The sequence below is a fragment of the Pseudomonas sp. ChxA genome, assembly GCF_030263855.1.
In the GTDB taxonomy this organism is placed as follows: domain Bacteria; phylum Pseudomonadota; class Gammaproteobacteria; order Pseudomonadales; family Pseudomonadaceae; genus Aquipseudomonas; species Aquipseudomonas fluorescens_CB.
The window spans coordinates 3309669-3333810 of record NZ_JARPMK010000001.1; the positions used below are offsets into that span (position 1 = coordinate 3309669).

24 protein-coding genes and 1 pseudogene are annotated in these 24142 nt (G+C 59.6%); 11 read left to right on the top strand and 14 right to left on the bottom strand.

Annotated elements, in window-relative coordinates:
* Positions 1 to 50 precede the first annotated feature (50 nt).
* Genes P5706_RS14685 through P5706_RS14695 form a run of 3 tightly spaced genes read left to right on the top strand, consistent with a single transcriptional unit; the run spans position 51 to position 1367 of the window.
* Positions 51 to 497, top strand: a complete 447-nt coding sequence (locus tag P5706_RS14685) for an HIT family protein (RefSeq protein WP_200434813.1) — start codon at positions 51 to 53, stop codon at positions 495 to 497.
* Positions 494 to 925, top strand: a complete 432-nt coding sequence (locus P5706_RS14690) for a bleomycin resistance protein (RefSeq protein ID WP_285679675.1) — start codon at positions 494 to 496, stop codon at positions 923 to 925. The genes P5706_RS14685 and P5706_RS14690 overlap by 4 nt, the downstream gene beginning before the upstream one ends.
* Complete coding sequence (locus tag P5706_RS14695) at positions 918 to 1367, top strand: NUDIX hydrolase (protein WP_285679676.1); 450 nt, start codon at positions 918 to 920, stop codon at positions 1365 to 1367. The genes P5706_RS14690 and P5706_RS14695 overlap by 8 nt, the downstream gene beginning before the upstream one ends.
* Here the strand turns inward: P5706_RS14695 and P5706_RS14700 are convergent.
* From P5706_RS14700 to P5706_RS14715, 4 genes are all read right to left on the bottom strand, one after another.
* A complete protein-coding gene (locus tag P5706_RS14700; RefSeq protein WP_285679677.1) occupies positions 1364 to 1924 on the bottom strand; it encodes a cysteine hydrolase family protein in 561 nt (186 codons plus the stop codon). The genes P5706_RS14695 and P5706_RS14700 overlap by 4 nt on opposite strands.
* A gap of 1040 nt (positions 1925 to 2964) precedes the next feature.
* The gene (locus tag P5706_RS14705) at positions 2965 to 4254 is read right to left on the bottom strand and encodes an NAD(P)/FAD-dependent oxidoreductase (RefSeq protein WP_285679678.1); all 1290 of its coding nucleotides are present in this window, start codon (positions 4252 to 4254) and stop codon (positions 2965 to 2967) included.
* Positions 4255 to 4304: 50 nt separating this feature from the next.
* Positions 4305 to 4460 (bottom strand): hypothetical protein, encoded by a 156-nt coding sequence (locus tag P5706_RS14710; RefSeq protein WP_200432255.1) that lies wholly within the window; start codon positions 4458 to 4460, stop codon positions 4305 to 4307.
* Between the two features lie 77 nt (positions 4461 to 4537).
* Positions 4538 to 5170 (bottom strand): TetR/AcrR family transcriptional regulator, encoded by a 633-nt coding sequence (locus tag P5706_RS14715; protein ID WP_285679679.1) that lies wholly within the window; start codon positions 5168 to 5170, stop codon positions 4538 to 4540.
* A gap of 111 nt (positions 5171 to 5281) precedes the next feature.
* Here P5706_RS14715 and P5706_RS14720 point away from each other — a divergent pair, with 111 nt between their 5' ends.
* A complete protein-coding gene (locus P5706_RS14720) occupies positions 5282 to 5938 on the top strand; it encodes an O-methyltransferase (protein WP_200432253.1) in 657 nt (218 codons plus the stop codon).
* Positions 5939 to 5941: 3 nt separating this feature from the next.
* On the opposite strand, the gene P5706_RS14725 is transcribed toward P5706_RS14720, so the two are convergent.
* A complete protein-coding gene (locus P5706_RS14725) occupies positions 5942 to 6562 on the bottom strand; it encodes a LysE family translocator (protein WP_285679680.1) in 621 nt (206 codons plus the stop codon).
* A 134-nt stretch (positions 6563 to 6696) separates the two neighbouring features.
* Between P5706_RS14725 and P5706_RS14730 the strand changes: the two genes are divergently transcribed.
* Positions 6697 to 8895, top strand: a complete 2199-nt coding sequence (locus P5706_RS14730; RefSeq protein WP_285679681.1) for an OsmC domain/YcaO domain-containing protein — start codon at positions 6697 to 6699, stop codon at positions 8893 to 8895.
* A 124-nt stretch (positions 8896 to 9019) separates the two neighbouring features.
* On the opposite strand, the gene P5706_RS14735 is transcribed toward P5706_RS14730, so the two are convergent.
* From P5706_RS14735 to P5706_RS14765, 7 genes are all read right to left on the bottom strand, one after another.
* Positions 9020 to 10186, bottom strand: coding sequence for a cystathionine gamma-synthase (locus tag P5706_RS14735; RefSeq protein ID WP_200432250.1), 1167 nt, complete (start codon positions 10184 to 10186; stop codon positions 9020 to 9022).
* Positions 10183 to 11559, bottom strand: a complete 1377-nt coding sequence (locus P5706_RS14740) for a pyridoxal-phosphate dependent enzyme (protein ID WP_285679682.1) — start codon at positions 11557 to 11559, stop codon at positions 10183 to 10185. Before P5706_RS14740 ends, P5706_RS14735 begins: the two co-directional genes overlap by 4 nt.
* Positions 11560 to 11698: 139 nt before the next feature.
* Complete coding sequence (gene dapA, locus P5706_RS14745; RefSeq protein ID WP_285679683.1) at positions 11699 to 12550, bottom strand: 4-hydroxy-tetrahydrodipicolinate synthase; 852 nt, start codon at positions 12548 to 12550, stop codon at positions 11699 to 11701.
* A gap of 285 nt (positions 12551 to 12835) precedes the next feature.
* On the bottom strand, positions 12836 to 13810 hold the full coding sequence (locus P5706_RS14750) for an alpha/beta hydrolase (protein WP_285679684.1): 975 nt from the start codon (positions 13808 to 13810) through the stop codon (positions 12836 to 12838).
* A 193-nt stretch (positions 13811 to 14003) separates the two neighbouring features.
* Complete coding sequence (locus tag P5706_RS14755; RefSeq protein WP_285679685.1) at positions 14004 to 14483, bottom strand: VOC family protein; 480 nt, start codon at positions 14481 to 14483, stop codon at positions 14004 to 14006.
* 50 nt (positions 14484 to 14533) lie between these two features.
* Positions 14534 to 14935: an ester cyclase gene (locus P5706_RS14760; protein WP_200432245.1), complete on the bottom strand. Its 402-nt coding sequence runs from the start codon at positions 14933 to 14935 to the stop codon at positions 14534 to 14536.
* Between the two features lie 53 nt (positions 14936 to 14988).
* Complete coding sequence (locus tag P5706_RS14765) at positions 14989 to 15609, bottom strand: LysE family translocator (protein ID WP_285679686.1); 621 nt, start codon at positions 15607 to 15609, stop codon at positions 14989 to 14991.
* Positions 15610 to 15800: 191 nt separating this feature from the next.
* On the opposite strand from P5706_RS14765, the gene P5706_RS14770 reads away from it, so the two are divergent.
* The 6 genes and pseudogenes from P5706_RS14770 (at position 15801) to P5706_RS14795 (ending at position 20239) form a co-directional block, all read left to right on the top strand.
* Positions 15801 to 16976 carry a MerR family transcriptional regulator gene (locus P5706_RS14770; RefSeq protein WP_285679687.1) on the top strand — a complete coding sequence of 392 codons (1176 nt, stop codon included), beginning with the start codon at positions 15801 to 15803 and terminating at the stop codon, positions 16974 to 16976.
* 47 nt (positions 16977 to 17023) lie between these two features.
* Complete coding sequence (locus P5706_RS14775) at positions 17024 to 17281, top strand: YjhX family toxin (protein WP_200432242.1); 258 nt, start codon at positions 17024 to 17026, stop codon at positions 17279 to 17281.
* A gap of 14 nt (positions 17282 to 17295) precedes the next feature.
* Positions 17296 to 17853 (top strand): annotated as a pseudogene (locus tag P5706_RS14780) (HD domain-containing protein); the annotation flags it as partial.
* Between the two features lie 3 nt (positions 17854 to 17856).
* Complete coding sequence (locus P5706_RS14785; RefSeq protein ID WP_285682737.1) at positions 17857 to 18363, top strand: GNAT family N-acetyltransferase; 507 nt, start codon at positions 17857 to 17859, stop codon at positions 18361 to 18363.
* A gap of 160 nt (positions 18364 to 18523) precedes the next feature.
* Complete coding sequence (locus tag P5706_RS14790; RefSeq protein ID WP_285679688.1) at positions 18524 to 19012, top strand: DUF2867 domain-containing protein; 489 nt, start codon at positions 18524 to 18526, stop codon at positions 19010 to 19012.
* Positions 19013 to 19258: 246 nt separating this feature from the next.
* Positions 19259 to 20239 (top strand): ketopantoate reductase family protein, encoded by a 981-nt coding sequence (locus P5706_RS14795; protein WP_285679689.1) that lies wholly within the window; start codon positions 19259 to 19261, stop codon positions 20237 to 20239.
* Positions 20240 to 20263: 24 nt separating this feature from the next.
* On the opposite strand, the gene P5706_RS14800 is transcribed toward P5706_RS14795, so the two are convergent.
* On the bottom strand, positions 20264 to 21757 hold the full coding sequence (locus P5706_RS14800) for a methyl-accepting chemotaxis protein (protein WP_285679690.1): 1494 nt from the start codon (positions 21755 to 21757) through the stop codon (positions 20264 to 20266).
* A 184-nt stretch (positions 21758 to 21941) separates the two neighbouring features.
* Positions 21942 to 24104, bottom strand: coding sequence for a TonB-dependent siderophore receptor (locus P5706_RS14805; protein ID WP_200432237.1), 2163 nt, complete (start codon positions 24102 to 24104; stop codon positions 21942 to 21944).
* Positions 24105 to 24142 lie beyond the last annotated feature (38 nt).

Below are 24142 nucleotides of genomic sequence, written 5' to 3' on the forward strand. Positions count from 1 at the left end.
GTGTTAGCACAGTTAAGATGCCCTCGGTATTTTCTCATTAAGGACAATGCATGCCACTGATCACGGAACGCGTCGCGCTGGCCCGCAACGGTGCCAACGATAAGGTCATTTGCCGCATGGCCTCAGGCTGGGCGGTCATGGGCGATGTGCAGTTTTTGCCGGGTTACTGCCTGTTGCTGCCCGACCCGGTGGTTGCCAGCCTCAATGATCTGGACGCAGAGGCGCGTGCCACCTACCTGCTTGATATGGCGCGCCTTGGCGATGCAGTACTGGCGGCCACCGGTGCCGTGCGCATGAACTACGAGATACTGGGCAACTCGGAGCCGGAGTTGCACTGCCATATTTTCCCGCGTTATGCCTCGGAACCGGACGACAAACGCACGATGCCGGTGTGGTTCTACGACTGGAAAACTGCCCCACCTTACGCTGAAGAGCAGCACGGCGAGTTGCGCAATTCGATCGCGCACTTGCTCAAATCCGCAATGGAAGTTGGATGATGCACAGAAATAATCTGGTCCCGGAATTGATGGTGACCGACCTGAACCAGAGTCTTGAATTCTGGGTGGGTTGCCTAGGGTTCAAGCTGGCTTACCAACGGTTGGAAGACGGCTTTGCGTATCTCGACCTGGACGGCGCTCAGGTGATGCTTGAGCAAGTCGACCCACTCGCCAATCAATGGCTCACGGGGGCATTGGAACGGCCATTGGGACGCGGCATGAACCTGCAGATTGATGTCGTGGCGGTGCATCCGGTTATTCAACGGTTGGAAAGCGCAGCGTATCCCGTGTTCAAGGCCAGCAAAGACGTGTGGTACCGGGCGGGCGAAGTCGAGGTTGGGCAGCGCGAGTTTCTGGTGCAGGACCCCGATGGTTATCTGGTGAGACTGGTAGAGCGGCTTGGCGAAAGGGCGCGGGCCAATGCGTGAGCGCAAAGCAGCACGCCTGTTGGTGATCAGCCCGGCGCGAACAGTGCTGCTGTTCCGCTTCGTTCACAAGGACGGCGCACTGGCCGGCAGGAACTACTGGGCGACGCCCGGCGGTGGTGTTGAAGCCGGGGAAACCTTTCACACCGCTGCGATCCGTGAGTTGCGCGAAGAGACCGGCATTGTGGTCAGTGACGTGCAAGCGCCGGTAGCAGACCGCAGGTTTGAACTGATGCTGCCCAGTGGTGAAACGGTGTTGGCCATTGAGCAGTACTTTGTTGTACAGGCGCAAAACCAGCACCTTTCACGAGACCAATGGACAGTGCAAGAAGCCCAGGTCATGGCGGATCACCATTGGTGGTCCATGGACGAACTGCGATCGACGGCTGACACGGTATGGCCAGAAGGGCTTATCGACATGCTCGTACAGGCAGGCGTTTTTTAAAGCATGGCCAGGATATCGGCAGTGCCTGTGACCCTGGCGTAATCCATCGCCAGGTTGCTCAGCGACAGTGCGTGCACATCCTCGGCGGGCCAGAGGCGGCCCGACAAATCAGTTTGATCAAAGGTGTAGCAGGCATCCGCCGCCACGGTGACCTCAAAACCCAGGTTGCCGCCGGAGCGCGCCGTAGACTCGACAGAGTTATTGGTGATCACCCCAACGATCACCCATTGCCGGATCCCACGCCCATGCAGCCAGCGTTCCAGGCCGGTGGCGGCGAACGCATCCGGGACGTTTTTTTCCACCACATGCTCATGCTTGAGCGGTGCCAGTGCCGGCTGGAACTCACAGCCTGGTTGGCCGGGCCAAAACACTGAGCCTTCGCTGCGCGACATATGCCTTACATGCACCACAGGGCGATTGGATTGTCTCCATGCATGCAGTAGGTGCTGTATCTGCACCTCGGCATTGGGGTTGTTGCGTCGCCCCAGCTTGGGGTCATTCATGCCTTGCTGCATGTCGATGATCAACAGTGCGGCGTTTGTGGCTAGCGGCTCCATGGCAGATTCCTTGGCTTGGTCAGGGGCGAAACATAGCAGCGATTGGGTGCGCTTAAACAGTGCTGTTGTTCAGTTGCCCGCCCTTGAATGCACACTGATCCAAGGTGGAAGCTGGCTTGCCTGCGATGGTGGGTTGTAGGTGGTGTACATATCCGTTGCTGCGGTAACGGCTGAGTAGGGTTCCGCTCTTACAGCGGCTCACTTTTGGAAAGACCCAAAAGTAAGCAAAAGGTCTTCGCCCCAACACTCGGTGCCTCGCTTAGGCTCGGCATGCCCGCAATCCGCCAGTGATTTGGGGGGCCGCCGCGATGGGCCATCCTTGGCCCAGCGCGGCTAAACCGGCATCCCTGCCGGTTTACCCCCCAAATCCCTGTCGAATTGCGGCCATCGTGTTTAACGGGGCGATTTCAGATCAAGATCACAATCAAAAGCGCAGATCAAAAGACCGCTGACTTCGTCATCGAAAAGGATGTAAGGGCCAGAGCAACAGCAACAGCAACAGCAACAGCAACAGCAACAGCAAAGCCATCCTCGGTCAAAGGTGGGAGCTGGCTTGCCTGCGATAGCATCAACTCGGTGTACCTGATACACCGAGGTGTCTGCATCGCAGGCAAGCCAGCTCCCACAGAAAAGCAGTTCTTCAGTGTATTCAGATAGGCTTTTGCTGTGCACTTGATCTGGCTTTTGATTCAACCACTCAGGTCGGCTTTCAGGCCGCCGTGCTGTAGATCTTGATCTGAGACGCCCCGTTAACCACGATGGCCGAACGCAGGCTTGAATCCGTGGGTAACCCGGCAGGACGCCGGGTTAGCCGCGCTGGGCCAAGGATGGCCCATCGCGGCGGCCCACGGATTCAAGCCGGAGTGAGGGCACACCGAGCCTAAGCGAGGGGCCGAGTGGTGGGGCACAGACCTTTTGGTTACTTTTGGGGCGTTTGCCAAAAGTGACCCGCTGTAAGAGCGGAACCAATAGAAGCTGTTACCGCAGCAACGGATATGTACACCGACAAACCGCTATCGCAGGCAACCCAGCTCCCACATTCAACGCAGTTTTTCGAGCATCTGGTAGTACCACATCCCGACCGCCAGCATCGGGTTGCCGAACACATCGCCGAGCGGCACCTTGATATGCTTGCACCCAGCAAAGGTGTCGAACTTCGACAGCGAGCCGGTCAGCGCTTCGGCCATGATTTCGCCCATGATGTGGCTGGTGGCGATGCCATGCCCGGAATAGCCCTGGCAGTACCAGACGTTGTCCGAGAGCTTACCCAACTGCGGGATGCGATTCATCACGATGCCCATGGCGCAGCTCCACTGGAACTCGATATCCACGCCTCTGAGCGCCGGGAAGGTGCGCTCGATACAGGGCCGCAGTTCTGCGGCGATGTCGCGTGAATCGCGCCCGGAATAGTTGGCGCCGCCACCAAACAACAGCCGACCATCGCCGGTCAGGCGGTAGTAGTCGAGTACAAAACGGCAGTCGTACACCGCCAGGTCCTGCGGGTTGATCTGGCGTGCCAGCTCGCCCAGGGGCGCGGTAGTGACAATGCCGCCCATGGCCGGAAAGATCTTGCCCTTGAGCTGTTTGGGTTCGAGCTTGTGGTACACATCGCCGGCCAGCAGCACCTGGTGCGCATCGATGCGGCCTTGGGCGGTGATCACCGCCGGGCGCTCGCCATGCACTATTTCCAGTACTTCGCAATTTTCAAAAATCAGCGCGCCCAGGCTGTGTGCGGCACGCGCTTCGCCCAGGCACAGGTTCAGCGGATGCAGGTGCAGGTTGCGCGTGTTTTTAAGGGCGCCCAGGTACAGCGGGCTGTCCAGGTGCTGGCGCATATCGGCCTGATCGAGCAGGCTGACCTGATCGCCCATGCCACGCCGCTGTGCTTCGTCGTGAAAGGCGCGCAGTTCGGTCATGTGCGAGGGTTTCATCGCGGCATGCAGATGGCCGTGCTTGAGGTCGCAGTCAATCGCGTATTTTTTTACGCGTTGCTCGATGATTGCGTGCCCGCGCCAGCGCAGGTGCCAGATGAAATCATCCACCTCATCGCCCAGGCGTTTGCGCATCTGTTCGCGCATGGCCTCATCGCCTGACAGGCTGCCGGTGACTTGCCCACCATTGCGCCCGCTGGCGCCCCAGCCGATCCGATGGGTTTCGACAATCGCCACCTTGAGGCCGCGTTCAGCGAGTTCCACGGCGCTGGCAACGCCGGTGAAACCGCCGCCGATGATCACCACGTCCACGCTGACCTGGCCTTGCAAGGTCGGGTACTGGGTGGCGTCGTTGAGGCTGGCGGTGTAATACGAGGGGCTGCGCAAAGCTGCGGTCATGGGGGGATCCTTCTGATAAATGAATGCCGGTGAGGTGTATTCGACGTGGATCAGAAGGGTGCATCAGGTGGGCGTGCATGGCGGCAATGCCACAACGCCCAGAAGGCCAGGATGTGATTGAACAACGGGTTTTCGCAGGAACGCACCTGCACCTTCGCGAAGGAGGGGAGCAGGGCACGACGGATCAAACGCAGGCGCAACATCATGGTCGCCGATGCTCCCATTGAGCGCCGCTGCCTTCAATCGCCGTTTGTGAACCTTCAGGTATGGCTTTGTTAAACAATCAGGGCCGATTGAGTGTATTCACATAAGCGCTGAACATCGCGGCCATGCCGTCGGCATACACCTCTATCTCGGCGGCGGTTCGCGGGCTGAAGGAAAAGTCCTTGCCCACGCAACCCAGCGTGCTCCGGATCAGGTCGCACGCCAGTGCGCGGGTTGCGTCGGGCACCTCGGGCAGCAACTCGTGCATGAATGTCTCAAAGGCTTGCTGGCCAGCTGCGCGCACCTGCACCGCTTCCGGCGCATCGCGGTACAGCGGCGCCGCGTCGTGGAGCGCTCCGCGCATCAGCGCCTCCTCGCACTCGGAATGGATAAATGCATGCACCAAGGTACGCAGGCGGGTCAGCGGCGCTACGGCGGTTTTTTCGAGGATGTCGCGCAGCATCTGGGTGGTCTGCTGCCATTCATCACTTTGCAACCGAAACAGGATCGCGGCCTTGTTGGGAAAGTATTGATACACCGAGCCGACACTCACGCCGGCTTTTTCCGCGACCCGCGCGGTGGTGAAGCGCGTGGCGCCTTCCTTGGCCAAAACCTGAATAGCGGCTTCGAGAATCGCCGCCACCAGCTCGGTGGAGCGTGCCTGTTGTGGCTGTTTGCGCGAGGCAATACGGGCAGTCTGGCGGGTGGTCATTTGGGGCTCCGAGCGCTGGGCGAACGCGAATAGCGAAGGCGAGGAATCACTTGCATACTTTTAATGCGACGAATTAGTCGCATCTTAGTCCCCCTCCGACGGAAATCAATCATGACCACCCTGACTACCGCGCCTCTTGCAGCCTTGATCGAACGCCTCTACAAGCAAGCCGATGCGGCGACCAGCCCGCTCATCGACACTGTGTCGCCGCAGGAACGCAACCGGCTGATGCACAGCAAAACCGAATACCTGGAGCTTTACACGATGCTCAAGGACTTGTGGCTGCCCGTTTCGCGTGACACCGGCAACCTGCTCTACATGCTGGCCCGCAGCAGCCATGCAAAAGCCATTGTTGAGTTCGGCACCTCGTTTGGGTTGTCTACCTTGTTCCTGGCTGCCGCACTGCGCGACAACGGCGGCGGTGTGTTGATCGGCAGCGAATTCGAACCGTCGAAGATCGCCCTGGCGCGCAAGCATTTCATTGAAGGCGGCGTCAGCGACTTGATCGAAGTGCGTGAAGGCGATGCGCTGGTTTCACTGGCTCAAAACCTGCCGCAATCGGTCGACCTGCTGTTGCTTGATGGCGCCAAGTCGCTGTATGGCGACGTGTTGAAGCTGGTAGAGAAGCACCTGCGGCCGGGCGCGTTGGTGGTGGCTGACAACACCAACTACTGCCCTGAATACCTGGCGCATGTGCGCGAACCTGGAAATGGCTACCTGTCGGTTCCGTTTGCCGATGATATCGAACTGTCGATCCGCCTCGGCTGAGGCTCAGCGTTTGCTGAATGCCAATCGCGCGGCGAACAACACGAAGATCATTCCGGTGGTGCGGTCCATCCACCGGATCACCTGTCCCCTGCGCAGGAAACCGGACAGCGGCCGGGTGGCGCCGATCAGCACCAGTGACCACAGCAGGCCCAGCACCACATGAATACTGACCAGGCCAAAGGTCCAGGCAATCAGCGGCTGGCCTTGGGGGATGAACTGCGGCAGGAAAGACACGTAGAAAATACCCACTTTGGGGTTCAGCACATTGCCCAACATGCCCTTGAGGAACCAGTTGCCGCCCGGTTTGCCCTCGGCGGCGGCGGGTGACAGTGAGTGGCGTGGGCGCAACAGCATGTTCAACCCCAGCCATGCCAGATACGCCGCGCCGCAATATTTGAGCAGGTTGTACGCCAGCTCCGACACTGCAATCAAAGCGCCCAGGCCAAACGCCACGGCCGCGCCCCACAGCAAGCAACCGGCGTTGATGCCGAAGGTGGCGTGCAGCGCTTGGCGTTTGCCTTCGACTGTGGCGGTGCGCAGCACCAGTGCGGTATCCAGTCCCGGCGTGAGCGTCAGCAGGGTGGCGGCCAAGGTAAAGGCGAGGAGGTTATCGGTAATGGACATGGGCCGATGGCTCAAAGTGTGGTGGGTGGACGTTAGCACCGATCGGCAGCCGATTCGCAAAACCCTGAGACTTCCCGGCGAAAATCTTCATAATGGCGGCCAATTTGTTTAGCTCGTTATTCTGGTGTGCCCGCATGGAAATTAAGGTCAACTTTCTCGACAACCTTCGGCTTGAAGCCAAGTTCGATGACTTCACGGTGATTGCCGACCAGCCGATTCGCTACAAAGGCGACGGTTCGGCCCCGGGTCCGTTCGATTACTTCCTGGCTTCGTCGGCGTTGTGCGCGGCGTACTTTGTGAAGCTGTACTGCGCAACACGCAATATTCCAACCGAGAATATTCGCCTGTCGCAGAACAACATCGTTGATCCGGAAAACCGCTACAACCAGATCTTCAAGATCCAGGTCGAGTTGCCGGCGGACATCTCCGACAAGGACCGCCAGGGCATCCTGCGTTCCATCGACCGCTGCACCGTGAAGAAAGTCGTGCAGGCCGGGCCGGAATTTGTGATCGAGGAAGTGGAAAACCTCGACGCAGATGCGCAGGCGTTGTTGATGCCCAATTCCACGTCCGAGGCGGGCACCTATATCGCCGGCAAGGACCTGCCGCTGGAGCAGACCATCGCCAACATGTCCGGCATTCTCGCCGGCCTGGGCATGAAGATTGAAATCGCCTCGTGGCGCAATATCGTGCCCAACGTGTGGTCGTTGCATATCCGCGATGCACACTCGCCGATGTGTTTCACCAACGGCAAGGGCGCGACCAAGGAAGGCGCACTGGCGTCGGCGTTGGGCGAGTTTATCGAGCGGCTCAACTGCAACTTCTTCTACAACGACCAGTTCTGGGGTGAGGAGCTGGCCAACGCGCCGTTCGTGCATTACCCGGACGAACGCTGGTTCCAGCCTGGGCCCAAGGATGAGCTGCCGAGTGAAATCCTCGATGCCTACTGCCTGAAGGTCTACAACCGTGAGGGCGAACTGCGTGGCTCGCACTTGTTCGACACCAATTCGGGCAATGAAGAGCGCGGGATTGTTGCGCTGCCGTTCGTGCGCCAGTCCGACGGTGAAGTGGTGTATTTCCCGTCCAACCTGATCGAAAATCTTTACCTCAGCAACGGCATGAGCGCAGGCAATACCTTGGCTGAAGCCCAGGTGCAGTGCCTGTCGGAGATTTTCGAGCGTGCGGTGAAGCGTGAAATCATCGAAGGTGAGTTCGCCTTGCCGGATGTGCCCGCAGAAGTGTTGGCCAAGTACCCCGGGATTGTCGCGGGGATCGAAGGCCTGGAGGCCCAGGGCTTCCCGGTGCTGGTCAAGGACGCGTCGCTGGGCGGCGAGTTCCCGGTGATGTGCGTCACTCTGATGAACCCGCGCACCGGCGGCGTATTCGCCTCGTTCGGCGCGCACCCGAGTATGGAAGTGGCGCTGGAACGCAGTCTCACCGAACTGCTCCAGGGCCGCAGTTTTGAAGGCTTGAACGACCTGCCGCAGCCAACCTTTGAAGGCCAGGCGGTGACCGAGCCAAACAACTTCGTCGAGCACTTTATCGACTCAAGCGGCGTGGTGTCGTGGCGCTTCTTCAGTGCGCAGTCGGACTATGAGTTTGTCGAGTGGGACTTCTCGGGCGAAGGTGAAAACTCCAACGCCGAAGAAGCCGCCACCCTGTTCGGTATTCTCGAAGGCATGGGCAAAGAGTCCTACATGGCGGTGTACGAACACCTCGGCGCCACGGCTTGCCGGATCCTGGTGCCGGACTACTCGGAAATTTACCCGGTAGACGACCTGATCTGGGACAACACCAACAAAGCGTTGTTTTTCCGCGCCGATATTCTCAACCTGCACAGCCTTGACGAGGAGGCGCTGCAGGCGTTGGTCGAGCGTCTGATCGAAAGCGAGCTGGACGATTACACCGACATCACCACCTTGATCGGCATTGAGTTCGACGACAACACGGCCTGGGGCCAGTTGACCATCCTGGAGCTGAAACTGCTGATTTTCCTGGCCTTGCAGCAATATGAGGAGGCCAAGGAGTGCGTGGAGATGTTCCTGCAATACAACGACAACACCGCTGAACGCGGCCTGTTCTACCAGGCGATGAATGCGGTGTTGGAGATGCAGTTGGATGACGACCTGGACCTCGCCGATTACGAGGCCAACTTCCGCCGCATGTTCGGTAACGAGCGGATGGATGCGGTGATTGGTTCGGTCGATGGCAGCGTGCGGTTTTATGGCCTGACGCCGACCAGCATGAAGCTCGAAGGCCTGGATCGGCATTTGCGCTTGATCGAGAGCTATAAAAAACTGCATTCGGCGCGGGCCAAGATCACCTCGGCCTGACTGATCGTTCCCACGCTCCGCGTGGGAATGCCGCATGGGACGCTCCGCGTCCCGCTGTTGCCTTGGTGACGCGGAGCGTCACAGGATGCATTCCCACGCAGAGCGTGGGAACGATCGTGTGGGGTTAGATCAGGGCCAGCGCCTGGGCCAGATCGGCTCTCAAATCTTCCACATCCTCAACCCCCACCGACAACCGCACCAACCCATCGCCAATCCCCAACTGCGCCCGCGTCGCCGCTGGAATGCTCGCGTGGGTCATGATTGCCGGGTGTTCGATCAGACTCTCCACGCCGCCGAGGCTTTCGGCCAAGGCGAAGATTTTTACGTTTTCCAGAAAACGTGTAGCACCCGCCAGGTCACTGTTCAAATCCACCGAAATCATCCCGCCAAACCCGCGCATCTGCTGGCGCGCCAGTGCGTGCTGCGGGTGCGAGGGCAGGCCTGGGTAGTACACCCGCGACACTTGCGGTTGCTGCTCCAGCCAGGTGGCCAGGTCCAGGGCGTTACTGCAATGGCGCTCCATGCGCAGTGCCAGGGTTTTTACCCCGCGCAGGGTCAGGAAGGCATCGAACGGCCCGGCAATCGCGCCGACCGAGTTTTGCAAAAAGCCCAGGCGCTCGGCGAGTTCCGGGTTGTGCCCGACGATGGCGATACCGCCGATCACGTCGGAGTGGCCATTGAGGTATTTGGTGGTGGAGTGCACCACGATGTCAAAGCCCAACTCCAGTGGGCGCTGGATCCAGGGGCTGGCGAAGGTATTGTCGGCCACGCAGATGATGCCGCGATCGCGGCAGATGCGCGCAATGGCGCTGAGGTCGGTGAGGCTCAGCAGCGGGTTGCTCGGGGTCTCGACCCAGACCATGCGTGTGTCGCTCTGCAGCGAGGCTTCAAAGGCCGACAGGTCGCTGAGGTCGACGAAGCTGAAACGATGCCCGGCGCTGCGTTGGCGCACCTTGTCGAACAGGCGGAAGGTGCCGCCATACAGGTCGTTGCCGGAGACAATATGCGCGCCGGCATCCAGCAGTTCCAGCACGGTGGAGATCGCCGCCAGCCCGGAAGCAAACGCGAACGCCGCGCTGCCGCCCTCCAGGTCGGCCACGCAGCGCTCCAAAGCAAACCGCGTGGGGTTGTGGGAGCGCCCGTAGTCAAAACCCTTGTGTACGCCGGGGCTGTCTTGCAAATAGGTGGAGTTGGCGTAGATCGGCGGCATCAGCGCGCCCGTGGTCGGGTCGGGTGATTGCCCGGCATGGATCACACGGGTGGCAAACGCGCTTTTATCGGGCAGGCTCATGCAAGGGATCTCCGTAGGTGGTTAAGCAAGTCGACGCGGGTGATCAGGCCATGGAAGCCTGATGTGTCGGCAATAATGGCGACCAGGCCGCGATCCAGTTCCGCCTGCAGTTCGGCCAGGCTGGCGCTGGGGGCCAGGGTTTGCAAGGTTTTGCTCATGGCATCGGCCACCACCATGGAAAAGTGTGTGGCGTCCTGATGCAGCCCCAGCAGAATGTCGGATTCGTCGATGACGCCGACCAATTCACGCCCATCCACCAGCACCGGCAGTTGCGAGACATCCGCCAGGCGCATGCGCTGGAAGGCGGTAAGCAAGCTGTCGTCGGGGCTGACGCTGATCACCCGGCCGTCTTCGAAGCGCCGTGCGATCAGGTCGCGAAGGTCGCCGTAGTGTTTGTATTGCAACAGGCCCGCGTCGTTCATCCATTGGTCGTTATAGACCTTGGACAAGTAGCGCGTACCGGTGTCGCAAACGAAGGTGACCACGCGCTTGGGCTCGGTTTGTTCGCGGCAGTAACGCAGTGCGGCGGCGAGCAGGGTGCCGGTGGACGAGCCGCCGAGGATGCCTTCGGCCTTGAGCAACTGGCGGGCGTGGTCGAAGCTTTCTTCATCGCTGATGGAGTAGGCATGGCGCACGCTGGAGAGGTCGGCAATCGAGGGGATAAAGTCTTCGCCGATGCCTTCCACGGCCCAGGAACCGGGCGTTTGCATGTTGCCGCTGCGGCTGTATTCGGCCATCACCGAGCCCACCGGGTCGGCCAGCACCATTTCCAACTCGGGCTGCACGCGTTTGAAGAAGCGCGTAAGGCCGGTGAGGGTGCCGGCCGAGCCGACACCGACCACAATCGCGTCCAGGTCATGCTGGGTTTGCGCCCAGATTTCCGGGGCGGTGCTGGTTTCGTGGGCCAGCGGGTTGGCGGGGTTGTTGAACTGGTCGGCGAAGAACGAACCGGGGATGTCTTTGGCCAGGCGCGCGGCCACATCCTGGTAATATTCTGGGTGGCCCTTGCCGACGTCGGAACGGGTGATGTGTACTTCGGCGCCCATGGCCTTGAGGTGCAAGACCTTTTCGGTGGACATCTTGTCGGGCACCACCAGCACCACACGGTAGCCTTTGGCCCGGCCGACCAGTGCCAGGCCCAGGCCGGTATTGCCGGCGGTGGCTTCGATGATGGTGCCGCCCGGTTGCAGGCGGCCGTCGCGTTCGGCGGCGTCGATCATGGCCAGGCCGATGCGGTCCTTGATCGAACCGCCGGGGTTCTGTGATTCAAGCTTGAGAAACAGCGTGCAAGGGCCAGTATCGAAACGGCTGACCTTGACCAGCGGCGTATTGCCGATCAGTTCGAGCACGGCGGGACGTGGGAGGCTGGGCATGAATTCACCTTGGTTGCGAGCAGACAGAGGTGGTGCAGCAAAGTAAAAGCGTGCCTTGGAACATAGGCCGGGATCGCGCCGGTCGCAACCGGGCGGTCCGTTGGATGTCTTTTTTTGGCGCATGAACCCGATAGGGCGTTTACAGCAGCTCGGCCAACTTCTGCTGTACACGCGCACTGGCCGCTTGCATCGGCGCGCGCAGTTCGCTGCCGATCAAACCTTGCAAGGCCAACGCAGCCTTGACCGGCGCCGGGTTGGGCTCCATAAACAGCGTGTTGATCAGCGGCAACAAGGTGAAAAACGTCGCCCTGGCCTCGGCCAATTGGTTATCGCGCACTTGCTGGCACAGCGCCACAAAGGCCTCGGTGCGCACATGCGCCGAGGCTGCAATCGCGCCACTGGCGCCCAGGCACAGCGCGTTGAAGATCTGGATATCTTCACCACACAGCACATCGACCTCGCCACTGGCGATCAGTGCCAGGGTTGTGGCCAGGTTGCCGCCACAGTCTTTGATCGCAGCAATGCGCGGGTGTTTGACGATGTTCAATAGCGTGGCCTGTTCGAAGGTCACGCCGGTACGGTAGGGAATGTCGTAGAGCACAATCGGCACGCTCGAGGCATCTGCCACCGTGCGAAAAAACGCCTCAAGGCCAGCTTGGGAAGGGCGGATATAGCTGGGCGCGGGCACCAGCAGACCGGCCACCGGGCGCTGAAGAATTTCGCTTTGAAAGTGCAGAAGTTCTATCTGGTTATTGCCCGCCAGCCCCATCACCACTCGCTGCGCGGGCACCCATTGCAACACGGCATCGAGCACGGCGAGCTGTTCCTGTCGGCTCAACGACGCGGCTTCACCGGTGGTGGTGCAGAGCATGATCCCGGCCACGTGTTTTTCCAGCAGGTGGCTGACCAGCCGGTGCAGGCCGATAAAGTCGATGGCGCCATCCTGAAACGGCGTGACCACGGGCACCCATATACCTTGAAACGATGACATGCACTTTCTCCTGATGGTTGACCGTTAAAGTCACCGTCAGAAGGCCAGAGGGGATTGTGCAGAAGGAGGTGTGGTCCGTCGCGCTCAATGTCCTGTCAGCTCATCTGACGGGACAGCGCGCCCCGGTCACATGAGCGACTGTTTCTTCGATTTGAGGGCGCGCGCCACGCAACCTTGCGCCTTGGCAATCAAGCCAATGACGGAAAGGTTAACGAAAGACACTACTGACATGCGCTGGCACACCCTGAATAAGATCTGCATCTTCAGGGGATGTGACGGGATGTGTCAACCCCGCCGCAGCTGCTCGCGCACAAACGCGGCGACCTCAGCTGCCAGCTCCGCATCTTCCGGTGCACCCAGGAAGCCGCCATGGGGCATCGCCTCGAACACATGCAGCAGCGCCGGCACCTGCGCCTGGCGCAAAGCGCGATGCATACGCACGGTGTTGGACAGGAACAGATCGCGTGTACCGCTTTGCAGGAAGGTCGGCGGGAAGCCAGCCAAATCACCAAACAGTGGCGACAGGTACGGGTGGGACAAGTCTGCGCCATTGGCGTATAGCAGGTTGGCGCTCATCAGCGGCATGGGCAGAACCACGTCGACGGTGCGGTTGACATGGAAACTGTCGCCGGATTCGGTCAGGTCGACCTCCGGCGAGAGCAGCACCAGCGCCGCTGGCATCGGCAACCCTTCGTCACGGGCGCGCAAGACCATTGCCGCCGCCAGGTTACCGCCTGCCGAACGGCCGCCAATCACGATGTGCTCAGGCGCATGGTGCTTGAGTACATGGCGATAGGTGGCTACGCAGTCATCCAGCGCCGCCGGGTACGGGTGATCAGGCGGCATGCGGTAATCAATGCCGTAGCACATCAGGTTGTGCAGGTCGGCCTGCTTGCCAGCGGCAATACGGCAGTTTTCGCCGCCACCGAACACCAGTGCGCCGCCGTGCAGATCGATGTAGGCAAAGGGCGTGTGGCCCGGTGGTGTGGCCACGTGCACGGTGGCGCTTTCTACTGTGATGGTGTGCAGGTTGGCGCGCAGGGCGTCCGCCTGCCCGGCATTGGCGCTGGTGTAGTTCTGGTCGACGACGGCTTGCAGCTGGCGCCAGCCATCGTGGTCGTGCGGCGCGGGCATGCTGTGCAGTGCGTTCAGCGGCACGCCATCAGCCCCGACCAGACGCTGGAGTGTCGCCTGGGCTGGAGCGCTGATTGAGCTTGGGACCGGGATGGTACGCGGTTCAACTTTTACGCCATGGTGCATGGGCCTGAGACTCGTGTTCGACGACTGAGGCCGCCAGGATGCCAGACTGCGGGCGGGTGTGGGAGCTGGCCGGCCTTACTGGGTCAACTGTGGGAGCGGGCTTGCTCGCGAAAGCGGTGGATCAGTGACAGTTAAATTGACTGACCCACCGCTTTCGCGAGCAAGCCCGCTCCCACACTGGTCTGGGTTGCGTTCAACGCCCAGCTATCGCAGCTTCGATGGCGGCCACGTCGATCTTGGTCATGGTCATCATCGTATCGAACGCACGCTTGGCGATGGCCGGGTCGGAGTGAGTCACCGCCTCAGACAAGACGCGTGGGGTGATCTGCCAGGACACGCCCCATTTGTCCTTGCACCAGCCGCAAGCGCTGGCCTGGCCGCCGTTGTCGATGATGGCGTTCCAATAGCGGTCGGTTTCGGCCTGGTCGTCCGTGGCCACCTGGAACGAAAACGCCTCAGTGGGCGGGAACGCCGGGCCAGCATTCAGGCCCAGGCAGGGGATGCCCAATACGGTGAAATCGACGGTCAACACATCGCCTTGCTTGCCCGCCGGATAGTCGCCGGGGGCGTGATGCACAGCCTTCACAGCACTGTCCGGGAAGGTCTTGGCGTAGAAAGTCGCCGCTTCCAGGGCAGTGCCGTTGTACCAGAGGCAGAGGGTGTTTTTGTTCATCTTGGGTCTCCACGGGGTGGTTGGGTGTAGAGAGTCTAGACGACGGTCGATCAAGGCTTATCGGGTGTCAGCTGTTGGGCTATCGCGGCTTTGTCGATGACCGACCAGACCTGCGCAATTTTCCCGTCGCGGCACTCGTAGAACACATTTTCATCGAAGCTCACCGTTCTGCCATTAATCGGCAGCCCGAAGAATTCACCGCTGGGGCTCACGGTGAAATTCAACCGGCTGGCGACGGTAGGCGGGTCGGCTACCAACAGTTGAATACGGAACACCAGGTCAGGGATCTCACGAAAGTCGCGCTCCAGCATCGCGCGGTAGCCTGCCAGGCCGACCGCGGTGGCGTTGTAGGTCACCTGCGGGTGGACGAAGTGGCCCAGGTGCTCCCAATCCTGACGGTTGAGGCAGTCGATGTAGCCTTGGTAAAAGTCGGCGAGCTCGGTTCGGGTCATGTCGCGTCTCCCTATTCAGGGTGTCCATGTTAGTTGAGTGCGCGGGGCCACCCTCAGGCCCTGCGCGCCATCAGCAGCACCGTCGCCGCCGCCGACAACAACCCGGCGCAGCAGCGATTGAAAAGGCGCTTGCCGCTGGGTTCGGCAAACCAGCGGCGCATGTGCGTGCCCATGTAGGCGTAGGCGCTGATCGCTATCCATTCCAGGCCCAGGAACATCGCACCCAGCAGCGCGAATTGAGGCGTGATCGGTTGGCCGGGCACCACGAATTGCGGGAGGAACGCTGTGAAGATCAGGATGGCTTTTGGGTTGCCGGCGGCTACCAGAAACTCCTGACGTGCCAAGGCCCACAGTCCCACTTTGTGCGTGGCTGATTCAGCTTCTTTCTGCGGATTAGCCCGCCACAACTGGAACGCCAGATAAAACAGATACGCCGCACCGAGAGTCTTGATCGCGTAGAACAACAGCTCCGAAGTCTGCAGCACCACCGCCAAGCCGGCAGAGGCGAGGGCGATCATGCCGGCAAAGGCCAGCAAACGGCCAATCCCTGCAAGGCAAGAAGTGCGATAGCCATAACGCGTGGAATTGCTTACGGACAGCAGGTTGTTGGGGCCGGGCGCCATGTTCAGGGCGAAGCAGGCGGGGAGAAAGAGGGCGAGCGTGGCGAGGTCCATGGCGGCTCCGGAGTGGGTCGAGCGGGACCGAAGAGGATAAAGGGTCTTGAGGGGGTTGGACAATCCGCACACACCGCACCTCGATCCGCGTAGCAAAGGTCGCAATTAAAAACCTTTTTCGGCAAATTTGCCCCTTTACCTGTCTACAGCTTCATAGTTTATGTTGTACGCCATGGATCGAGGGACAGGTTATGTATCGCATTTCCGAGTTGGCGCTGAAAGTGGGTTTGAGCCGTTCGACGCTGCTCTATTACGAAAAGCTGGGGCTGATCAGCTCCAAGCGCCAGGCCAATGGCTATCGCGCGTATTCGACGCATGACCTGCAACAGTTGAAGTTGCTGCAGCAGCTGCAAGCCGGTGGGCTGACGTTGAAAGAGTGCCAGGCGTGCCTGGACACGCGCATCGACAGGTCATTGTTGCTTGAGCGGTTACAGACGCTGGACCACGAAATTGCACAGAAACAACACTCCCGCGATCTGCTTGCAGCCATGCTCGGGCAAGCCTCGATGCGTGGCTGGCACCAGGCGTTAGAGAACCAGGCCCCAGGCGCGCATCTGGCCTGGTTGCTCAAACAGGGCTTTAGCGAAAAGCAGGCGTTGCGCCTTAAGTGGTTATCAAAGGATATGAATGAACATGACCACTATATGGCCGATTTCGAGCGACTTTTTGATAGTTTGGATCGCCTGGGGCCGGGCTCTGCCGAAGACACATTGGCAGCTCTGAATGCATTGCCCACTGTTCCGAAGACGCTGCTGGACATCGGTTGCGGCCGGGGTGTGAGCACGCTGTTACTGGCACAGCATACCCAAGGGCAGGTTACCGCCGTGGACAACGACGAATACAGCCTGGCCCACGTGCAGGCGGCCGTTGCGGCCAATGCGTTGGAGCAGCGTGTCCGGCTCCTGTGTGCCAGCATGACTGAACTGCCCTTTGAAGACGGTTCATTTGATGCCATTTGGGCCGAAGGCAGTGCTTACATCATGGGGTTTGGGCAGGCGCTCAAAAGTTGGAGACGATTTATCAAGCCGCAAGGTTTTCTGGTGGTCAGTGATTTGATCTGGTCAACCGATAGCCCGCACGCTGAAGCGTTTTCATTCTGGAAGAAAAACTATCCAGACATGACGACGCTTAAGGACCGAGTTTCCAGTATTGCCCCACTGGGTTATCGGGTCCTGCACAGTTTTGCCTTGAGTCGCCACGCGTGGGAAAACTACGTAGCGCCCTTGCGTAAAAAGGTTGCAGAAGTATCTGCAAGTGACTTTTCGTCAAATGCTCTGGCAGACATCGAGGAAGAGATTGATATCCACGAGCGCTTTCTGGATGACTACGGCTATCAGTTTTTCGTGTTGCAGAAAAACAGCGCCTAGTAACGACGCAGCGTTCACCCCGTCCTGACTCTTATTAGGTGGACAGTATGAATATTTCCAAATCGGAACAACGGACGCTGCACGTCCTCGCAAAAGGCGGCCGCATCTCTCACCAGCGCGACGCGTCAGGTCGGGTGAGAGCAGTGGAATGCTATACCCGAGAAGGCTACTTGCTTTCTGACTGCACGCTCAGCGTGTTTAATAAACTAAGGGCCAAGCGTTTGCTCAAGTCCATAGACGGCCAGCCTTATCGTGTGAACAAGTCAGGGTTGCAGGCGGTGCGTCCGCAACTGGATAACCGTTAATAATCGGAGTTGTCATGAACATTGAAACACTGAAAGGGCGCCTGGACTTCCTGCGCGAAGCGGAGCAACTCAAAAGTGTGCTCAGAAGTGCCCATACTTCATCCGGTCGCCAGGAAAGTACGGCCGAGCATAGTTGGCGATTAAGCCTGATGGCGATGGTGTTCGCTGACGAACTCAAAGGCCTTGACCTGTTGAAAGTGCTCAAGCTCTGCCTGATTCATGATCTGGGTGAGGCCATAAGCGGCGATATTCCCGCTGTGAGCAAGAACGACTTTCCACATAAAACCGAGCAAGAGCGCGTCGACCTCTTACACCTCACGCGTTCGCTGGATGAAGGTTTGCGCACGCAAATAATGACGCTGTGGGAGGACTACGAAAACGCCGGCTCCCCTGAGGCCCTGGCTGTGAAAGCGCTGGACAAGCTGGAGACGATCCTGCAGCACAACCAAGGCATCAACCCACGTGGTTTTGATTACGCGTTTAACCTGACCTATGGCGACCAATACACAAAAACGACTGATTTGTTCCGCACGCTACGCGGCCTGATTGATCAAGACACCCGAGAGCACTTGAATATGAGCCTGAATATCCGCAATGAACTACCTGAAGACAGTAAACGTATATCTGCAGTGACGACTGAGGCATTCCAGAGCGAAGCGCATTCCAGCCACACCGAGCAATTCATTGTTGATGCACTGCGCCAAGCCGGGCAATTAACCGTTTCGCTGGTGGCGGTCGTGAATGATGAAATCGTCGGGCACATCGCCATTTCCCCAGTCACCGTGTCTTCCGGTGCTGCGGGTTGGTATGGGCTGGGGCCGATATCCGTATTGCCTGAACGCCAGGGCCTGCGGATTGGTTCATCCTTGATGAAAACCGCGCTTGCCAAGTTGCAAGGCAATGGTGCAAATGGCTGTGTTGTGTTGGGTAATCCTGGCTACTACGGTCGCTTTGGCTTCAACGCTTACGCTGGTTTGGAATTGCCTGGAGTTCCTCAGGAATACTTCCAAACGCTGAGTTTTGGTGGTGATTTGCCAGTCGGCACTGTGCAATTTCACCCGGCATTTGACGCTAAGGAGTAAGCGCTCGGTGCGCACCTTTTCAACTTGAAAGATCTACGGGGCCCGCATCGATGCGGGCCCCTTAGCGTGCGTGTGTCTTGAGTGTTGCCGCAAACGCTGGTATCGCGCTTTACTTACTGTCCAGACCTGTCACGAACCGCGCTTTTCAAGGAGATAATCGTTGGCTACCACGGATGTTATTTACACGCTGGGTACACCGACAGCGCTTGATTACTACGACCGCAGGTCGGTCAAGTTGCCCGCTGATGTCACTGCACTGGAGGCATGGAACATCATGACCGCCGAACCTGGGATGTTCATGCGGTTGGCCTTCCGAATCCGCGACCGGATTTCTTCGTTGTTCGGTGTGAAACGCATCGGTGGGTTCTCGGGCTCGCCGCGAATCAGCGTACAGGCGGGCGAGCGACTGGATTTTTTCCTGGTAGAACACAGCGCCCCGGGCGTGTTGGTGCTGACCGAGCGCGACCGGCACCTGGATGTGATGATTTGCCTGTCGATCAGTGAGCGGGTGTTTACGATCACCTCATCGGTGCTCACCCATAACACCTTTGGGCGTCTGTACATGTTGCCGGTTGGGCCGGCGCACAAGCTGATCGTCAACAGCAACCTGAGGCGACTGAAACGCAAGCTGGATGCGCTGCAAAAGTAACCTGTGGCGAGCAGGCTTGCCCTGCGTTGGGCTGCGTAGCAGCCCCAAGCCTTGCTAACTGACTAACCGCGTTGCCTGAAGTGGGGCGGCTTCGCCACCCAGCGCGGGGCAAGCCCGCTCGCCACAGTGGCTATGTTTGCCTTGGCTGATGGGTGTGAGGCAAGTGTGGCTGTTTTTTCAGTGAGACGGGCTTGTTCCGGCCTGTTTAGCCAGTATTCTGTTCCACTCTCTCAGTGAGGTTTACCCATGCGCGTCACAGTCGTAGGTGCTGGAGCAATCGGTGGTTTCCTGGCGTGCAAACTGTTCGCCGCCGGCCACGATGTCAGCGTGGTCGCGCGGGGCGAAACACTCGCCGCCATTGGCGAGCATGGGCTGAAACTGCACACGGGCGATGAGGTGTTGGTTGCCCCGCTGAAAGCGACCTGCGCACCTGAAGAGCTTGGCATTCAGGACATGGTCATCTTTGCCGTCAAGGCGCCGGCATTGCCCAGCGTGGTGGAACAGGCCAAGGCGCTGATTGGCCCGCAAACCCTGATTATTCCTGCACTCAACGGCTTGCCCTGGTGGTATTTCCTGCAGTCGGCAGACGTTTTGGCGAGTATGCGTCTTGAGGCTGTCGACCCCGGTGGCGTGATAGAAAAGGCTGTGCCCGTTGCCGCCGTTGTCGGTTGCGTTGTATTTGCCTCATGTACGGTGCTGAGTCCCGGTGTAATCAAGCACATGTCCGGAAGCCGAATGGTGTTCGGCGAGCCGGCCGGTGGTAATAGCGCGCGCGTAGATGCCACCACTGAGGCTTTTCGTGACGCAGGTTTTGATGCACACGCCCACGCCAATGTGCGCGAAGAAATATGGTTGAAGCTGCTGGGCAATGCCTGCTTTAACCCGGTCAGCCTGTTGGTGGGTTGCGCGACCGATGAACTGATCGACGACCCATGCCTGCACGCCCTGTTCATCGGCATGATGGATGAGTTGCTGGATTTGGGACGCACACTGGGCATCGCGCCGCAGATTGATTCCGCGCAACGCATTGCGATCACCCGCAAGCTCGGCAAGGTGAAAACCTCGATGCTGCAAGACGTTGAGGGGCATAAACCGGTGGAGATCGAGGCCATCCTTGGCACGCTTGTCTCAGTGGCTGATCGCGTCGGAGTGCCGATACCTCGCACGCGTACCGTGTATGCCTTGGCGCGTATGCGCGCGAAAAACCTGGGGATTTTGCCAGCCTGAGCCATCCTCACGTTGAGGCTGTTTTCAGGGGTGAAACCTGCGCCCCAACGCATCCAGCCTGACCGCAATCGGCGGCAACTGCTCACTGCTGCGCGCCAGGGTTTCCACATCATCCGCGGTGCTTTGCGCAATGTTCTGCACTGACTGCAGGCGCCCGACAATCTCCTGGTTGGCCGACGTCTGTTCGCGGGTGGTAATCACGATTCGCCCGTTCAGCTCGTCGATATGCGCGATGTCAGCGCCCACGGCCTGCAACATGTCCACCGCCAGTTGGCTGTCCTCCACGCAGCGCGCTACACCTGCCTGGCTGTCGTGCATGGCTTCGACGGCTTGGCGGCTGCCGTGTTGCAGGCCTTCGATGATCTGTTTGATTTCCTGGGTGGAGACGGCGGTGCGTTGCGCCAGGCTGCGGACCTCGTCGGCGACCACCGCAAAGCCTCGGCCTTGCTCGCCGGCGCGGGCGGCTTCGATAGCGGCGTTGAGCGCCAGCAGGTTGGTCTGGTTAGCGATGCTGCTGATCACTTCGAGTACCGAGCCGATCTGTTCGGCCTGGGTGGCCAGGCCTTGTACGGTTTGGTTGGTGCCGTCGATGCGTGAGGCCAGTTGGGTGATTTCATGTTGGGCACGGCCGACGCTTTGCTGGCCGCGCACGATCTGTTCGCGGGCCTGGCCTGCGTGTTCCACTGCGTGCTCGACGTGCTGGGTGATATGGGCGGTGGCGTCTTCCATGCGCTGCATGGAGCCGGTCATCTGGTTGATTTCCGCCAACTGATGGCGTGCGCCGGTTTCCAGGGTGCCGCTGGCGCTGGCCAACGCCTGGCCAAGTTGGCCGAGACCGTGGGAGTCACGGGTAACGCCATCGATCAGGTGGGTGAGCTGTTGCAGGAAATGGTCGAAACGCTTGGCCAGGGACACGTGCGTTTTGCCTTCACTATGGGCAGTTTCTACCGTGAGCTGGGACGTCACGGCGAGCATTTTTTCCAGCATTTCCTGGCTTTCGACAGCCTCGGCCTGGCTATGAATGGCGAGGTAGAGCAGGGCGATGGTCTCCATCACGACGTAAAAGGCGTGCACGAACACCATGTTCCAGCCGCCATGATGGTCCATCACAAATACCGGGAAACCTTGATGCTGCAATGCGTGAAACACAACGTGGTGGACGGCGATGGTCACCGCTGCGACGAGGATCGGCAGCCAGTCGCGGTAAAACGTCAGCACCGCCAGCAGCGCGAAAATCCCGAAGTGCGCTTCGATCAAGCCCTGCGCCTGGTTGATATGCAGCGCGGCCATGACCATCAGGCCGGCGCCGAGCAAACAGCGCATTAATCGGGTGCCACCGAGGGCGCGATAGAGCAGCGTAAGCACCACACTGGCGCCACCACCGACGATCACGGCTTGCAGCCAAGTGTCGTGCCAGAAGGCCAGGCCCAGGGAGAATAAAAACATCAGCCAGATCAACGCCAGCATGATGCGGTCGGCTTTGCGGTAGTGCTCCAGGAAGCGGGCGCGTGCGGGCATTCACTCTTACTCCATGTGGTCGAGCCAGGAACAAAGCATGCGGCGTGCCACGATGGGCCGCCGGTAAAAAGCAAAGCAGGTATCAGGTTTTTTTGCCGGTTCAGGTGTAACAAACCGTTATCGGCAGTGAGTAGGAAGACTTAAGAACGGCCGCCCGAGCGGGCGACCGAAGATACAAGCAGGATCAGAAGCTATATTTGGCGGTCACCATCATATTGCGCGGTGCGCCGTAGGAATCACCGCCGTAGCTCACGGAGTTGGAGATGGACTTGTAATACGTGCGATCAAAGATGTTGTTGGCATTGAGCTGCAGGTCCAGATGCTGGTTGACCTTGTAGCCAGCCATCAGGTCGGTCACGGCATAGGCGCCTTGCTTGAGGCGGTAAGTGCTGCCGTCGGCGACCTGGAAGTCGTTATACAGGCGGCTCTGCCAGGAGATGTTGCCGCCCACGCGGAGGTTTTCCAGTGCGCCCTGCAAGTGGTAGCTAGTGGTCAGTTTGAACAGGTGTTCGGGAACGTCGGTGTCGAACTGTTTGTTAACATTTTGCGGGTTGGCGTCATCCTTGATGGTGTGGGTGCGTGCATAGGTGTAGCCGCCGCCAACCTGCCAATTGGGGGTCAATGCGCCCTGCAGTTCCATGTCGATACCCTGGCTGCGAATCTCGCCTGAGGCTACCGCGCAGGATGCCTGCGGGCAGTTCGGTACCACGACCGCCACGGCACGGTTTTCCTGGTCTACACGAAACAGCGCGACGCTCGCATTTAATGCGCCGCCCAGGTATTCGCCCTTGATACCGACCTCATAGTTCTTGCCGACAATCGGCTTGAGCGGTGTGCCGGAGCTGTCCTTGTCACTCTGCGGGGTAAAGATGTCGCTGTAGCTGACATACACCGAGTGATGATCGTCCAGGTCGTAGATAAGACCGGCATAGCGGGTGAGGTTGCGCGTGACATGGTAATCGCCATCGTTGCTGCCATGGGCATCGTAGTCATACCAGTCCAGACGGGCGCCGAGGATCAGCTTCAACGGGTCGGCGAGGCTCAGGCGTGTGGTGAGGTAGACACCGTCCTGGGTGGTGACATCGCGGTCGTTGGTGGTGTGGACGAAGTCCGGTTTGCCCGCCGTCAGCGGCCAGTTCAAGTTGTACGGGCTGTAGTTGTGGGTGGTCATGTCATAGATGCGGCGGCTGGCGCCGACCACCAATTCATGGGTCCGCCCGAAGGCCTGGAAGGGGCCGCTGGCGAAGGCGTCGACGCCGGCCTGGTTTTCATCGTAAGAGGCCTGGTAAACCGTGCGCGCCAGGGTGTTGTTGACCCAGCGCGACTGGTAGGAGCCCGAAAAGAGCGCATCCTGTTCTGCGTAGTTGGCGTTGATCTGCAGTTTCCAGTCGTTGGCCAGGCGCTGACGTAGTTCGGCAAACACTGTGTTGATTTCCTGGTCCTTGTTCTCCCATGGGGTCCCTGGGTTGTAGGAGCGCGGCAGGTTCAAGTGATGGCCGTCCTGGCCGACCATCGAAGAACCCCAGAAGTAATTGGTCTTGTCCTTTTGGTTCGAGAAACCGAGGGTCAGGGTGGTGTCTTCGCTGAGGTCTGCCTCGGTGACGGCATAGAACAAGCCGTGGTCTTCCTTGGCTTTATCGATAAACCCATTGGCGTCACGGTAAGAGGTCACAACCCGGCCGCGCCAAGTGCCACTGTCATTGAGTGGGCTGGAGGCATCCAGCTCGCCACGGTAGTCATCCCAGCTGCCGGCGGCGCCGGTGAGGGTGACCTTCTGCTCGTCGAGTGGTCGCTTGCGTATCAGGTTGATGGCCGCCGAAGGGTTGCCGGCGCCGGTCACCAAACCGGTGGCACCGCGCACGATTTCGACGCGGTCGAACATTGCCAGGTTTGGCTGGGCGCCGACTGAAACGCCGTTATAGCCAGTGGGGATGCCGTCATACATCAGGTTGTCGATGTCGAAACCCCGTGAGGTATAGGCTTCTCGGCCAGGGCCACTGGAGAAGTTCAGGAACAGACCCGGCGTGGCTTTTACCACGTCGTTGATGCTGGTCATCGCCTGGTCGTCCATCCGCTGACGGGTAATCACCGTGACCGCTTGCGGGGTTTCACGCAGGGTAAGCGGCAGTTTGGTCGCGGTTGCCATCGAGCCGGTGGTGTAGGACTGGCTGCCTTCAGTCGTCGCACCGAGGACTTGCTCGGTGTTGATCTGCGTCGCACCCAGCTCAACCACCTCTGGCGGCTGTTGCGCGTCGGCGGCGAAGGCCGCAGGTGAGGTGGCAAGACAAACCGCCAACGCCATCAAACTGGGTGTAAATGCTTTGCCAACATGAAGTTGCACAGACATGAAACGGAGTCTCCCCTGAACGCCGTCCCTGGCGAATA

Bases quoted from the DNA above. Each gene is read 5' to 3' on its own strand.
- P5706_RS14685 (WP_200434813.1), top strand. From the start codon at position 51: ATGCCACTGATCACGGAACGCGTCGCGCTGGCCCGCAACGGTGCCAAC.
- P5706_RS14690 (WP_285679675.1), top strand. From the start codon at position 494: ATGATGCACAGAAATAATCTGGTCCCGGAATTGATGGTGACCGACCTG.
- P5706_RS14695 (WP_285679676.1), top strand. From the start codon at position 918: ATGCGTGAGCGCAAAGCAGCACGCCTGTTGGTGATCAGCCCGGCGCGA.
- P5706_RS14700 (WP_285679677.1), bottom strand. From the start codon at position 1,924: ATGGAGCCGCTAGCCACAAACGCCGCACTGTTGATCATCGACATGCAG.
- P5706_RS14705 (WP_285679678.1), bottom strand. From the start codon at position 4,254: ATGACCGCAGCTTTGCGCAGCCCCTCGTATTACACCGCCAGCCTCAAC.
- P5706_RS14710 (WP_200432255.1), bottom strand. From the start codon at position 4,460: ATGATGTTGCGCCTGCGTTTGATCCGTCGTGCCCTGCTCCCCTCCTTC.
- P5706_RS14715 (WP_285679679.1), bottom strand. From the start codon at position 5,170: ATGACCACCCGCCAGACTGCCCGTATTGCCTCGCGCAAACAGCCACAA.
- P5706_RS14720 (WP_200432253.1), top strand. From the start codon at position 5,282: ATGACCACCCTGACTACCGCGCCTCTTGCAGCCTTGATCGAACGCCTC.
- P5706_RS14725 (WP_285679680.1), bottom strand. From the start codon at position 6,562: ATGTCCATTACCGATAACCTCCTCGCCTTTACCTTGGCCGCCACCCTG.
- P5706_RS14730 (WP_285679681.1), top strand. From the start codon at position 6,697: ATGGAAATTAAGGTCAACTTTCTCGACAACCTTCGGCTTGAAGCCAAG.
- P5706_RS14735 (WP_200432250.1), bottom strand. From the start codon at position 10,186: ATGAGCCTGCCCGATAAAAGCGCGTTTGCCACCCGTGTGATCCATGCC.
- P5706_RS14740 (WP_285679682.1), bottom strand. From the start codon at position 11,559: ATGCCCAGCCTCCCACGTCCCGCCGTGCTCGAACTGATCGGCAATACG.
- dapA (WP_285679683.1), bottom strand. From the start codon at position 12,550: ATGTCATCGTTTCAAGGTATATGGGTGCCCGTGGTCACGCCGTTTCAG.
- P5706_RS14750 (WP_285679684.1), bottom strand. From the start codon at position 13,810: ATGCACCATGGCGTAAAAGTTGAACCGCGTACCATCCCGGTCCCAAGC.
- P5706_RS14755 (WP_285679685.1), bottom strand. From the start codon at position 14,483: ATGAACAAAAACACCCTCTGCCTCTGGTACAACGGCACTGCCCTGGAA.
- P5706_RS14760 (WP_200432245.1), bottom strand. From the start codon at position 14,935: ATGACCCGAACCGAGCTCGCCGACTTTTACCAAGGCTACATCGACTGC.
- P5706_RS14765 (WP_285679686.1), bottom strand. From the start codon at position 15,609: ATGGACCTCGCCACGCTCGCCCTCTTTCTCCCCGCCTGCTTCGCCCTG.
- P5706_RS14770 (WP_285679687.1), top strand. From the start codon at position 15,801: ATGTATCGCATTTCCGAGTTGGCGCTGAAAGTGGGTTTGAGCCGTTCG.
- P5706_RS14775 (WP_200432242.1), top strand. From the start codon at position 17,024: ATGAATATTTCCAAATCGGAACAACGGACGCTGCACGTCCTCGCAAAA.
- P5706_RS14785 (WP_285682737.1), top strand. From the start codon at position 17,857: ATGAGCCTGAATATCCGCAATGAACTACCTGAAGACAGTAAACGTATA.
- P5706_RS14795 (WP_285679689.1), top strand. From the start codon at position 19,259: ATGCGCGTCACAGTCGTAGGTGCTGGAGCAATCGGTGGTTTCCTGGCG.
- P5706_RS14800 (WP_285679690.1), bottom strand. From the start codon at position 21,757: ATGCCCGCACGCGCCCGCTTCCTGGAGCACTACCGCAAAGCCGACCGC.
- P5706_RS14805 (WP_200432237.1), bottom strand. From the start codon at position 24,104: ATGTCTGTGCAACTTCATGTTGGCAAAGCATTTACACCCAGTTTGATG.